The following is a 12,444-nucleotide window of genomic DNA, read 5'->3' on the forward strand; positions in this document are numbered from 1 at the left end:
TTTATTCTTGCTTTCTACAGGGCAAAGACGATTTTTTGGCTAATCATTGCCGCTCAGTTTAGGAAAAAGACATGAAACAGCTTAAAGTACTGCCACTAGTGGCAATCATCTCAGGGTTAATGGTCGGTTGTGGCGGCGGTGGCGGTGGCGGCGGTGGTGCTGCGCCGAAAACAGCGTTTACTTTTGATTTTGCTATACCAGCAACAATGACTGAAAGTGAAGCTACTGCAAAAGGTTGTACGGTGTATGACCACAAAACCGAGCTGAACGGTGATAAAACGGTTTTAACCTATAGCGCAGCGTCAAAAGAGCAAGTGACTAACTATGTTATCGGTTACTACTCTGATGCAGATGGCAAAAGAGCCGGAGACATCATCAAACCAACCACTGATAACTTTAAGTTTTATCTTGAAGATATTCCTGACGGCGGCTTTGTAACGTTTCAAGCAATAGAATTTAACGGTAGAGAAGCTCGCGTAAATACGTTTTCAAAAGAATTCTTACAAGATAAGAAACTACGTAATGCCACGTTTGCCCTTAACCGAGACTCTTTGAACAAGTGCTTTACTGGCGGTAACTTAGCAAGCAATAAGTTTACTAACCTAGATTACCGAAATGCTGAATCAGGTGGTGGAGACTACAACTTTGTCTCGCAAACCGATGTTTTCACGTCACCTAACCCTGATATGTTGCCTACCGATGAGCTTATGGGGCTTAAAGGTGAGCCTACGGCGTTGTTCCAGTATGAATCTGGTTCAAGCGACAAAGCGCTTTACCAGTATGGTATTGGTTCGTGGGGGACTGGTGAGATCGCCTTAGTCAGAGCGGATAATACGTCAAACATTTATTCGTCTTCTGATTATACTTACGACACTCTCCACATTGGCTTTATTACTAACGGCTTTGCGTATGATGCGCTGAAGCTAGATAAAACGGCCGTTGAATATAATCGCCCTAGTGCAACGAATAAAGAAACTTGGGTCTACATGGCGTTCTCAGAGAATCAAGTTAATGGATGGGACTCTCTACTTAACGAAACGGTCTCTGATGGATGGGATATTGACGTTGATCCAAGCTCTTACTTAAATATTGATAACCTGCCAAACACAAAACCAAGTGTATCAACACAAGGAAGTGCAGACTCGGTGATTGATCTGGACATGGGTTTAACATCGTCTACAGAAGGCTTTACTCGTGTCGCTTACTTTGCGGCTTCAGGCGACTATAAAGTCACACATCGTATTTTCACAAAGAGTGACAGTGACTCTGTTGTTGTTCCTGAGCTCCATTACTACAATTTCCCAACATCAGCCGTTAACGGTTTGAAAGTTTCAGCTTCGGACGATTTTAATCGCACTGCTTTGGTATTGAGTGACGATAGCAATATCGACTCTAAAGTTTTCATGAGCTTCTTTTCTAATGGTGAAGCGTCAGAGCCTGAGCTAGATGAAGACTTGGATGGCGTCATTACTTCTGAAAAAGAAGGCCTAGAAAATGAAGTGACATTACGTACTTCAAACTCATTGGTAGTCAGTCGTTTTAACTAATTCATTGCGACCCTAAATAAGTTTCAATTAACACTTTTGTAAATTTATTAAGCCCCTTCTAAAGGGGCTTTTTTATATTTAATATTCAGCTTTTGAAGAATAAGTTGCTATATATTGCATATTAATTTGGCTATCGTATCTTTCTATTCGAATTATTTAGGTTAATAATTTGTTGCAAGTTTCAGGGTGTGGTGCTAATTTGTTCCGAATTAGAGAGGGCGGAGTCCCTTAATTGCAGTGACAAAAACACAGGGAGTAGAGCGCATGAATGATGTACCAGCGCTAGATATAAAAGACCTGCACAAAACATTTGGACAAAATGAAGTTCTCAAGGGAATTTCTCTTGCCGCGCACAAAGGAGATGTCATCTCCATCATTGGCTCTTCCGGTTCTGGTAAGAGTACCTTTCTTAGATGTATCAACTTGCTAGAAACGCCTACCGCAGGCGAAATTTGGGTGAATGGTGAATTAATCCAAATGAAGAACAACCGAGCAGGGGAGTCCGTTCCTGCTAATGAAAAGCAAGTGCAACGTATTCGCTCACGTCTAGCGATGGTGTTCCAAGGTTTCAACTTATGGTCACACCTGACAGTACTAGAAAACGTGATTGAAGCCCCTGTTCATGTTCTAGGCGTACCAAAAGCCCAAGCGATTGAAAACGCAGAAGTCTTGCTTAAGAAAGTAGGCCTATATGAGCGTAAAGACTATTATCCTGGACACTTATCTGGCGGTCAGCAGCAACGTGCCGCTATTGCCCGTGCGCTAGCAGTTGACCCTGAAGTGATGTTGTTTGACGAGCCAACCTCGGCGCTTGACCCAGAACTTGTTGGGGAAGTATTAGGGGTAATGAGAGATTTGGCAGATGAAGGACGAACCATGCTGGTGGTCACGCACGAAATGGCGTTTGCGCGAGACGTATCAAACCATGTGATGTTCTTGCATCAAGGCTTAGTGGAAGAACAGGGAAATCCAGCTAAGCTATTTACAAACCCGGATTCAGAACGATTACAGCAGTTTATCTCATCCATTTACTAATATTTTTAGGCGGCAGACTATTGCCTCCTAAGCCAGCACAACAAACAAAACGAAATAAAATAGCAATCACAGGAGTATGGAAATGAAAAAGTGGTTATTAGCAGCAACGATCGCTGCAACGGCAGTATCTGGTGTCGCTCAAGCGAAAGAATGGAAAACAGTTCGCTTCGGCATTGAGGGTGCTTACCCTCCGTTTAGCTGGACAGAAACGGATGGTTCTCTGAAAGGCTTCGACGTAGACATGGCCAACGCGCTTTGTGAAGAAATGCAAGTGAAATGTAAGATTGTCGCGCAAGATTGGGATGGCATCATTCCTTCTCTACTAGCGCGTAAGTACGACGCAATCATCGCTGCGATGTCTATTACTGAAGAGCGTAAGAAGAAAGTCGATTTCACTGGCAAATACGCACTGATTCCAAACAAATTTATTGCCAAGAAGGGTGCGAATCTGGATTTTGACAACCTAGATGGCAAGAAAATCGCCGTTCAACGTGCAACAACACACGACAAATATCTGACAGATAACTATGGCGATAAAGTAGAGATTGTTCGTTACGGTTCTTTTGATGAGGCTTACCTAGATTTAGCCAATGGTCGTGTTGCCGCTGTATTGGGCGACGCCTCTGCTCTAGAAGAAGGTGTGCTTAATAAAGCGGGCGGCGACGCGTACGAGTTTGTTGGTCCGTCATTGACCGATCCTAAGTGGTTCGGTGAAGGTTTTGGTATTGCCGTGCGTAAACAAGATAAAGATCTAACGAAGAAATTGGACGCGGCGATAATTTCACTACGTGAGAAAGGTGTTTATCAAGAAATTGCTGGTAAATACTTTAACTACGATGTGTACGGTGAATAAACCGTAATTAAGCGACCGTTGGCTTGTTCCTAGAAGTAGTCAACGGTCGATTTTTTGAGTTTAGGGATTAGGAACTCACCTATGCTAGATTTACAAGGATACGAAGCTTCGATTTTAAAAGGGGCTTTAGTAACGATAGAAGTTGCAGTGCTTTCACTCCTTCTTGCCGTGATCTTAGGTATGCTTGGCGCATTAGCTAAGTTAGCACCTTACAAATGGGCAAGGGCGATTGCCACTCTTTACACCACCGTCATTCGCGGCATTCCAGATTTGGTTCTGATGATGCTGATTTTCTTTGGTGGACAAATAATTTTAAACAATAGCCTGTACTCCATTAACGAAACGCTCAATGAGTGGTTTGCTTCGAGTGATCCAAACCATGAATGGACGTCTTACTTACCCGACTATATTGATGTCAGCCCATTTATTGCAGGTGTACTCACGATTGGTTTTATCTTTGGTGCCTACATGGCGGAGACTTTTCGCGGAGCGATCATGGCGGTGGACAAAGGTGAACTAGAAGCGGCGAAAGCTTATGGTATGAGCTCAGCCTTATCGTTTAGAAGAATCTTACTGCCTCAGATGATTCGTCATGCATTACCTGGATTTGGTAATAACTGGTTAGTGTTACTCAAGACCACTGCGTTAGTTTCCATCATCGGCCTGGATGACATGGTGAGAATGAGCTCGTTGGCGGCAGGTACGACGAAAATGCCGTTTACCTTTTACATGGCTGTCGCGCTCATCTTTCTGTTTTTTACCAGCGTTTCGACCGGGCTACTCAAGCTTGTTGAGCGTAAGTTCAGTATTCATGCGAGGTAAGTTATGGATTTTTCTTTGATTATTGAAAGCTTCCCAACTTATCTTCAGGGACTTTGGACAACAGTTTGGCTGGTAGGATTAGCGTTGGTTATCGGTTTGTGTGTCTCGATTCCATTAGCTGTGGCACGTAATAGTACGAATTATGCCTTTAGCTTACCTTCTTGGGGATTCATTTACTTTTTCCGTGGAACACCGTTGCTGGTCCAGTTGTATTTGATTTACTACGGTATGGATCAGTTCTTTCCTGTGAAAGATACCTTGTGGGAAAACGCCTGGTTTTGTGCTTTAGTCGCTTTTATTCTTAATACGTCGGCTTATACAGCAGAAATTATTCGTGGTGCGATTAATGGTTTGCCCAAAGGTGAAGTAGAAGCTGCCAAAGCGTATGGGATGAGTAAGTTTATGACATACAGACGTATTATCTTGCCTAGTGCACTGCGTCGAGCATTACCAGCTTATTCAAACGAAGTGATTTTCATGCTGCACGGTAGTGCGGTCGCGGGTATCGTTACCATTATGGATCTAACTGGCGCTGCGCGTTTAGTTAACTCACGTTACTATGCGCCATTTGAATCTTTCCTTACGGCGGGGCTGTTCTACATGGCACTGACGTTTATGATCTTGTGGTGCTTTAAGTGGCAGAGAAGCGCTTCTTGGCATACCTACGTCCTTTAAGTTAATAATTAATGTCAGCAATGGTATCGAAATGGGTACCATTGCTTTTTGATGATTTTGTTATCTTCATTCCTATTTTTCCTACCAATAAAAAAGACTATTTCTTTTTATTCATGTACTTACATTAACATTTGATAAACCCATTGTTTAGTAAGTAAAAATGAAAAAAACAATTCTATCGTTGGGCCTTGCCGCCGTTGCCACTGGATGTGGTGGGGGAGAGGGAGAGTCACAATCTAATGCTCAAGTAAAACCAACACCAGCTCCAGTTCAACAAGCTCTGGAAACTGGTAATGCACTGCTCGTTTCTGACCCAAACGATTTCATTCGAGAAAGTCGGCAAGTTGTGGAAGGGCACAAGAAACAGTCGAATACGATCAAATCTGCAATTGCGAAAAACCTTTCTGGCCTTTATTGGGATCCAACCCATGATGCAGCGATCTTGGCACCTCAGTATGGGTTCAACGACACAATCTTGATGACCAACAAGGCCATGGCTAGCGGTTATAAAGATCAGGCGTTGTCAATTGGCGTTGCTGGAGAAAACGCTAATGGTCAACGTTATGCGCTATTAGGTAGTAACCCATTTAGAACGGCACAACGCTTTCCCGAGTCTTCGAATGCAGCGATGACTCAATGGCTAAGCAACCTGGTCACTTGGTTGTCAGGCGGAGCTACTTCAAACGTTGTCATCGCGCAAATGGATCAGTCTTATTACTTCCCTGATGAGCAAGCGACTCGGAATTGGCTGAAAGACAATGTTTCACAAGAGTTGGCGTTTAACGAGGCCAACCTATGCGATGGTTCAAAGCTACTTAGCTGCTTGCAAACCAATACTCCAAACTTATTGATCTTGTCACAGCATCTGCAATCTGGCGACACCAACCAACAAATACTCGATGCTCTGGCATACGCTGAGCAAGCCCAAATTCCTGTTCTATATCTACATTGGGATGGAGGACTAACTGAACTTGGCCGAGACATTTTGGAAAAATTCCATGTTGATTATGTGGGAGATAACTATTGGCGTAAGTTAGGCTTGGTTGATTGGGCGCCTTCATCACTCATGAACTTCGTGCCAGACTCTGTTGCTACGCAACAAGCGTTGTTGTCTCGTTTTGAATCTCAAAACTTCAATGTTGACTTGTCACAGTGTGATGACAAATCTTGTCCTGACACTGCGAATATGGAAAGTCAATTTTATGCAGGGGCAAACAGCATTCGCCATCGGTTGAAAAAGCTTGATGAACAAAAAGTAGATTTGTTTAATCAAGATGGCTACCAATACGAAAAACTCATGGTATTGCTGGCTGATCACTATCGTCAAACGGTTGTGTTCCCAATGGACAAACAATCAACTCAAACGACCGAATTCCTAAAGTCGTACTTTGCCGATTACGTACAATACAACAGCCGAAGCGTGAACCCAAAACAACCAAATATGGGGAACTTCAGCCGTAGTGAGTTTAGCCCTGAAGTAAAGAGAATCAGCGCAACGATTAATATGGAATCAAAGCGTAACTTCCGCTCTGCTGGTGTGTATGCGCTTCCTGGGGAGACCTTTACGGTCACGCGCAATGACAGTAATAAAGTGACGACTAAAATTGTCATCAACAGTTTAAGAAGTGGCGCAACTCATGAATTCAGCAAAGATGGATACACGCGACCAAAAATGCTGACTTCTTTCGCCTATGAGGTGAAGCCGGGTGAAAGCATCACGCTGACTTCACCTTATGGCGGGCCTATCCAGGTTCACTTTAACAATAATGATGTACCAGTGGATCTAACATTTAGCCATGTAGCGCAACACCCTGTATGGAGAAGTGAAAAGGATAACGATGCGTTTATTCAGCAGCTTGAAGCGAATTTGTTCGATTGGGCTGAACTGATCACGCCTGGATTTGAGGTACACTCTAAACGCGACAAAATGCTTGAATCTGTCAACGATGAGATGTGGTCGACACCAGCTGAAATGGCGCTGGCGACAGAAGAGTATGTTCATAACTACCCACATGTCTTGGCTGGTTTCCAAGGGCCGGGTATCGATGAGGTTCCGGAAATTATCCAGTATGCCAAAAATCAAGGTTGGGAAATCGCCAATATTGATATGATGAAGCATATGAACGCTGACCAAGCGACGTGTGGTTACGGCTGTTCTGGTAACCCATACGATGCTTACTGGTCATTCAGCCCACTCGGTCACGGTGATTTACATGAGCTTGGTCATGGCTTGGAAAAAGGTCGATTCCGATTTGCTGGTTGGGAAGGGCATTCAACGACCAATTACTACTCGTATTACAGTAAGTCTCGTTTCTTCCAGAATACGGGGAAAGTTTCAACTTGCCAAAGTTTGGATTTCAAAGGCCAGTTTGAATTATTGCAAGCAAGCCGAACTCAAGCGGATCCAAACGCTTACATGGCAGCGCAAAATCAAACTGGTTGGAGTTGGGGAGCTCGCGTTTACATTCAAATGATGATGGCGACGCAGCATGAAGGTGTACTGCAAAATGGTTGGCATTTATTGGCGCGATTGCACCTGATTGAACGTGAGTTTAACCGCTTAAAATCGGATGATGCGCTTTGGAATGAGAGACGATTGAGTATTGGTTTCGCCAACTACTCTCGTGAAGAGGCAAATAGCATCTCAAACAACGACTGGTTGCTTATTGCTCTGAGCTACATCTCTCAGCGAGACATGACGAGCTATTTAGATATGTGGGGCTTCTCGTTCACAGAAAAAGCGAAACAGCAGGTTGTGGCGCTGAATCTACCACCGATGCCGCTCACTTACTTTGCAAGCAGCAATACCGGCTACTGTCTTAACGAATTTGCTCAAACGCCAGTCAGTGTTGATGGTCAAACGGTTTGGCCGCTGAACTAGCTGAGTAGAAAGTAACTTGCATGAAAAAGGGAGACAGAGTCTCACTTTTTCATGGGGTAAGCTTAGCGTTGAGTCCCGCTTATTGCTCAGTTATGTATTACTTGAACGTCGACCAAATTGGAGCGTGGTCTGAAGGTTTTTCAATACCGCGCAATTCATAATCGATACCCGACTCAATACATTTTTGCGCGAGAGAAGGGGTCGCCAAAATGACATCAATTCGTAGACCTCGGTTATCATCAAATCCGCGAGAGCGATAATCAAACCACGAGAATTGATCGTTCACTTCTGGATATAGCTTGCGGAAGGTGTCCTCAAAGCCCCAATCTAGCAAGGTTTTCAGCCATTCGCGCTCTTCCGGTTGGAATGAACATTTACCTGTTTTTAGCCAACGCTTACGGTTTGGTTCGCCGATACCGATATCTGCATCAATAGGGCTAATGTTGATGTCACCCATAACAATCAATTGCTCGTCACTATTGTGATGATCGTTTAGGTAGGTCATCAGATCTTTATAAAACTGACGTTTGTATGGGAATTTGGTTTCGTGACTGATGTTATCCCCTTGAGGGAAGTAGCCGTTTAGCACCGTGACCTTTTCGCCGTTTTCATTTAAAAACGTTGCCATGATCATGCGCTTTTGGTGCTCTTCGTTATCCGTCGGGAACCCTTTTTGTACGTGTAGAGGTTCTTGCTTACAAAGCATTGCGACACCGTAGTGCGCTTTTTGACCATGGAAATACACTTTGTAGCCCATGGCTTCGACAGCTTCAATCGGGAATGCTTCATCGTGAACTTTAATTTCCTGAAGGCCAATCACATCTGGTTGGTGTTTGTCGATTAGCGCTTGGAGTTGGTGCAGTCGCGCACGTAGTCCATTGATGTTAAAGCTGATTACTTTCATTGTTTATCCTTTTTGAGGGCGTACTTTTTTATGAATAGTATCATTGTGCAAGAGCACTGAAAACGAGTCTCGGTGAAAGGAGCGAAACGTTGGGCTACTTTGTTTTTAATTTGTTTTCTAAGTCGCTTTGCACGATCTTCAAAGCGTTAAGCGCAACTTCTGGATCTATCTCATTGCTCTCAAGTAAATAGATCAAATCGACAGCCAATTTGATCTCTTCAGGTGCGTCATCTAAAGGCGAGGTTGGTTGTTCGGCCATTATTGGTGTTTTTCCCTATGTGTAATTTGGTTCTCTAGTTTCAGAAGCGCTGCCTCACAACGTGCCAAACGTTGCTCGGTCGCTAGTAACACTTTCTGAGCCTCGGCACGCATAAAACTAGGAGCGGTTTCGACAGCACGTTCTTTTTCTAACACCATTTCGCGCAAGCGTCTTGCCCACTCTTGGTGTTGAGCGAGTTCCTGATAAAGCACGTTAATAGGCTTGCGGAAATGGCTGCTATGTTTGATCTCATTCTTGCGAATTTTGGTGGTAGAAATCTCGCGTTGAATCGCACCTATTTGCGCTACTAACCGTTCAGTGAGGTACTCAGCACGCAAAGCGGTGAGCTTACCTTCATTTTGCTCACGCACAATCGCATCCAGCGTGGCTTTTGCTTCTTTTACGCAAGGAGTAAGTAAGCGAGAGCGACAACCAAATAAGCGCTCATCAAAAAGCGGAACATGGTGTTCGCCTCTTTGACGGTCAAGAACAGCGGCTTGCTTCGCCATTTGTTCTAGGTTTTCCTGGAGTTGAGAAATGTTCATGACAAACCTACAAACCATGCGTCATAAGCCAATTTTATGGCCAGTATACTGACGACAGTAACAAATACAGGGCGAATGAATTTAGAACCAAACCGAATGGCGGAATGCGCGCCAACAAAAGCGCCAGCCATTAAACATACCCCCATTGTTAAGCCTAGCACCCAGTTGATATGACCGAGGACTGCAAACGTAATCAAAGAGGTAAAGTTGCTGGTAAAGTTCATTGCTTTTGCTAAGCCAGAGGCGAGCAAGATATTCAGCCGATACAGAGCCATTGAACTTACCGTCCAAAAAGCCCCAGTTCCAGGCCCTGCGAGCCCGTCATAGAACCCTATGGATAATCCTTGCATGTACTGTTTTCTATGAAGTTTTGGGCAAGGCTCGGGAATTGGACTTTGATGAGGAGAGTGCGGTGTTTTATGGAAGACGGTGTATAACGCCGCCGCTAAAATAACAAGAGGTAACCCTTTTTCTAGCCAATCCGTGCTAATCGCGTCCACAAGTAGGGTACCTAATGTTGCTCCGACAAGCGTCGCAACAAATGCTCTTCCCCAGCATTGAGGCTTGAATAAACGTTTCTTGTAGTACGTAAATGCCGCAGTAGAAGAGGCAAAGGTAGCCGCAAGTTTATTGGTGCCTAGTGCAATATGGGGCGGCAAGCCCAACGATAGTAGAGCAGGTACGGTTAGCATGCCACCACCACCGGCAACTGCATCAATAAATCCAGCGACAAAAGCGACAAGCGCCAACACCAACAGCATAGTTGGCTCAATCATTTCCATAAATGGTGATTCTTCTAATATTCTATTTTACGTTTAAATGGAGGTAGTGAGTCGATTAAGGCTTGTCCGTATCGCTTAGTGACTAGGCGTCGATCAAGAATCGTTACTCTACCAGAATCTCTCTCTTTACGCAGTAAGCGACCTACGCTCTGGATCAGCTTTTTGCTTGCGTCAGGTACAGTTATTTGCATAAACGGGTTCCCTCCTTTTTTCTCGATATACTCGGAGTGAGCCTGTTCGACAGGGGAGGTTGGAACACCAAATGGAATTTTTGTAATCACCAAGTTTTCAAGTAATTCGCCAGGTAAATCTAGCCCCTCAGAGAAACTGCCAGTACCAAATAAGATGCTAGTTTTATTTGATTCTATTAGCTTTTTATGTTTTTTTAGAATTTCTTGACGTGAGCTTTCACCTTGAACTTGCAACGCCCAGCCTTTTTTTATGAACTCCGAAGACAGCGCCTTCGCAACTTGGTTCATCTGCCAATAGGATGAGAATAATACTAAGTTGGCTTTCTTGTCTTCCAAGTACTTAGGCAATATCTCAATAAGATATTCAGTAAATTGAGGCGCTGGTGGTTCATATTTCATCGCAGGGATGAGCAATTCTGCCTGGTTTTGGTAATCGAATGGTGACGCAAGTGCTAAAAACTGTGTGCCTGATTCTGGTTTTCCATCAATACCAACCTGATGGCAAAAGTAATGGAAGGAGTTTAATGCACGCATCGTTGCGGAAACTAAAATGGCGCCAATGCACCTGCTCCAAATTTGTTGGTCGAGTTGCCATCCAATTTCAAGCGGAGAAACACTCACAATGAAATCACCCTCGCGATCGGGGTGGGTTTCTAACCAGCGAGCTAAAGGCGCACCTTTTTCACGAGTTGGCTCAGCCATCAAGTGCCAGACTTGCGCTAGGTTTTCTAACCTTTGAATGTAGAAGCCGAGTTCTGCAAGCGCTGGTTCAGCCAATCTTGTCGCAAGCTCCCCATCTTTTACTCTTTCCGCAATAAGGTCGGCAATTTTTGCCACACTTTGATTTGCTTTTTTACTGAACTGCTTTAACTCTTTGGATTGGTTCTCTAGCCATTCTGGTAGTTCACCGTGCTCAAAGCGGTAGATGCCTTCTTCAAATTGAGCTGGATCGAACTGTTTGGGCAGTTGAGTCAGTGCTGGTATCAAGTTCTGAACCGCGTCTTGAAGGTCGTTGCGAAATCGAGCTACGCGCTTCTCGTCTGCGAGCGATGAAAACTTGCTAATCGACTGATTTAACTTCTCAAGCCATGCTGCCGCACCTTTTAAGCTCGCAGATGCTGAAGCATGATCGCGGGCGACGTGAGGTAAGTGATGTGCCTCGTCAAAGACGTATATCGTGTTTTCTGGCTCAGGTAAGATTACTCCGCCCCCCAAGTCTGCGTCTGCCATGACGAGAGAGTGGTTCGCAATGATGACATCATTCTTATCCAGCTCCGAGCGCGCTTTTTGAAATGGACAGCCGCGATGGCCGGGTAAGCTGTTATTGCAACTGTGTTTATCACTAACAATCAGTTGCCAAAGCTTATCATCGATGGTTTTAGGCCAAGAATCACGGTCACCGTCCCATTTACCTTGCGCAAGAGAGCGATGCATTGTTTCCAACAGCTCTATATCTTTTTGCTTAGGCTTGGTTTCGAACATGGTTAACTGACCACCATCAGCACCACAAGCTGAAGCAAGTTTTTCTGCACAACAATAGCGTTGACGGCCTTTTGCCAAAATAAAAGAAAACTCTCGGTCGGTAATCCGACGGAAAAGAGGGAGGTCTTTATTTATGAGCTGCTCTTGCAGAGCTACGGTCGCCGTTGAGATAACCACTTTTCTATTGTTATGTACAGCCACGGGGATGGCAGCCATTAGATAGGAGAGCGACTTACCAATTCCAGTCCCTGCTTCTGCAACCAGTATTCGGTTAGATTTGTGGTACTGACCGCACAGCGTTTTTGCAATCTCTGCAACAAGGTAGTTTTGTGCTCTTCTAGGTACAAAGTTATCAAGTTGATCTTGCAGGTTTTGATAGCTATTACGAATCGATTTTTGAATGTTACTGGTCAGCATACGGGCCTCAAATGCGTTGGAGGCGAATAGTAGCACACATCACTAGTTGTA

General features: G+C 44.4%; 10 protein-coding genes and 1 pseudogene. 6 read left to right on the forward strand and 5 right to left on the reverse strand.

What is annotated here, in order from left to right; translation table 11 throughout:
• Positions 1 to 71 precede the first annotated feature (71 nt).
• The 6 genes and pseudogenes from CAG69_RS17385 to CAG69_RS17410 all read left to right on the forward strand — a co-directional run bounded on the left by CAG69_RS17385 (position 72) and on the right by CAG69_RS17410 (position 7,813).
• Positions 72 to 1,547, forward strand: a complete 1,476-nt coding sequence (locus CAG69_RS17385) for a 54K polar flagellar sheath protein A (protein WP_161445375.1) — start codon at positions 72 to 74, stop codon at positions 1,545 to 1,547.
• Positions 1,548 to 1,811: 264 nt separating this feature from the next.
• A complete protein-coding gene (locus tag CAG69_RS17390) occupies positions 1,812 to 2,582 on the forward strand; it encodes an ABC transporter ATP-binding protein (protein ID WP_005378438.1) in 771 nt (256 codons plus the stop codon).
• Between the two features lie 82 nt (positions 2,583 to 2,664).
• Positions 2,665 to 3,435: an ABC transporter substrate-binding protein gene (locus tag CAG69_RS17395; RefSeq protein WP_012841998.1), complete on the forward strand. Its 771-nt coding sequence runs from the start codon at positions 2,665 to 2,667 to the stop codon at positions 3,433 to 3,435.
• An 81-nt stretch (positions 3,436 to 3,516) separates the two neighbouring features.
• The gene (locus CAG69_RS17400) at positions 3,517 to 4,257 is read left to right on the forward strand and encodes an ABC transporter permease (RefSeq protein ID WP_161445377.1); all 741 of its coding nucleotides are present in this window, start codon (positions 3,517 to 3,519) and stop codon (positions 4,255 to 4,257) included.
• 3 nt (positions 4,258 to 4,260) lie between these two features.
• Positions 4,261 to 4,937, forward strand: a pseudogene (locus tag CAG69_RS17405) (ABC transporter permease).
• 155 nt (positions 4,938 to 5,092) lie between these two features.
• Positions 5,093 to 7,813: an ImpA family metalloprotease gene (locus CAG69_RS17410; protein ID WP_161445379.1), complete on the forward strand. Its 2,721-nt coding sequence runs from the start codon at positions 5,093 to 5,095 to the stop codon at positions 7,811 to 7,813.
• A 97-nt stretch (positions 7,814 to 7,910) separates the two neighbouring features.
• On the opposite strand, the gene xthA is transcribed toward CAG69_RS17410, so the two are convergent.
• From xthA to dinG, 5 genes are all read right to left on the reverse strand, one after another.
• On the reverse strand, positions 7,911 to 8,717 hold the full coding sequence (xthA, locus tag CAG69_RS17415) for an exodeoxyribonuclease III (protein ID WP_048626179.1): 807 nt from the start codon (positions 8,715 to 8,717) through the stop codon (positions 7,911 to 7,913).
• A gap of 94 nt (positions 8,718 to 8,811) precedes the next feature.
• On the reverse strand, positions 8,812 to 8,976 hold the full coding sequence (gene rsmS, locus CAG69_RS17420) for a pleiotropic regulatory protein RsmS (protein WP_085343556.1): 165 nt from the start codon (positions 8,974 to 8,976) through the stop codon (positions 8,812 to 8,814).
• Complete coding sequence (locus tag CAG69_RS17425; RefSeq protein ID WP_012841995.1) at positions 8,976 to 9,521, reverse strand: primosomal replication protein; 546 nt, start codon at positions 9,519 to 9,521, stop codon at positions 8,976 to 8,978. The genes rsmS and CAG69_RS17425 overlap by 1 nt, the downstream gene beginning before the upstream one ends.
• Complete coding sequence (locus CAG69_RS17430) at positions 9,518 to 10,303, reverse strand: sulfite exporter TauE/SafE family protein (RefSeq protein WP_005390688.1); 786 nt, start codon at positions 10,301 to 10,303, stop codon at positions 9,518 to 9,520. The genes CAG69_RS17425 and CAG69_RS17430 overlap by 4 nt, the downstream gene beginning before the upstream one ends.
• Before the next feature lie 14 nt (positions 10,304 to 10,317).
• Positions 10,318 to 12,393 (reverse strand): ATP-dependent DNA helicase DinG, encoded by a 2,076-nt coding sequence (gene dinG, locus CAG69_RS17435; RefSeq protein WP_161445381.1) that lies wholly within the window; start codon positions 12,391 to 12,393, stop codon positions 10,318 to 10,320.
• Positions 12,394 to 12,444: the final 51 nt, after the last annotated feature.

The sequence above is a fragment of the Vibrio sp. V43_P6S15P86 genome, from assembly GCF_009904725.1.
Classification (GTDB): Bacteria; Pseudomonadota; Gammaproteobacteria; order Enterobacterales; family Vibrionaceae; genus Vibrio; species Vibrio diabolicus.

Bases quoted from the DNA above. Each gene is read 5' to 3' on its own strand.
- CAG69_RS17385 (WP_161445375.1), top strand. From the start codon at position 72: ATGAAACAGCTTAAAGTACTGCCACTAGTGGCAATCATCTCAGGGTTA.
- CAG69_RS17390 (WP_005378438.1), top strand. From the start codon at position 1,812: ATGAATGATGTACCAGCGCTAGATATAAAAGACCTGCACAAAACATTT.
- CAG69_RS17395 (WP_012841998.1), top strand. From the start codon at position 2,665: ATGAAAAAGTGGTTATTAGCAGCAACGATCGCTGCAACGGCAGTATCT.
- CAG69_RS17400 (WP_161445377.1), top strand. From the start codon at position 3,517: ATGCTAGATTTACAAGGATACGAAGCTTCGATTTTAAAAGGGGCTTTA.
- CAG69_RS17410 (WP_161445379.1), top strand. From the start codon at position 5,093: ATGAAAAAAACAATTCTATCGTTGGGCCTTGCCGCCGTTGCCACTGGA.
- xthA (WP_048626179.1), bottom strand. From the start codon at position 8,717: ATGAAAGTAATCAGCTTTAACATCAATGGACTACGTGCGCGACTGCAC.
- rsmS (WP_085343556.1), bottom strand. From the start codon at position 8,976: ATGGCCGAACAACCAACCTCGCCTTTAGATGACGCACCTGAAGAGATC.
- CAG69_RS17425 (WP_012841995.1), bottom strand. From the start codon at position 9,521: ATGAACATTTCTCAACTCCAGGAAAACCTAGAACAAATGGCGAAGCAA.
- CAG69_RS17430 (WP_005390688.1), bottom strand. From the start codon at position 10,303: ATGGAAATGATTGAGCCAACTATGCTGTTGGTGTTGGCGCTTGTCGCT.
- dinG (WP_161445381.1), bottom strand. From the start codon at position 12,393: ATGCTGACCAGTAACATTCAAAAATCGATTCGTAATAGCTATCAAAAC.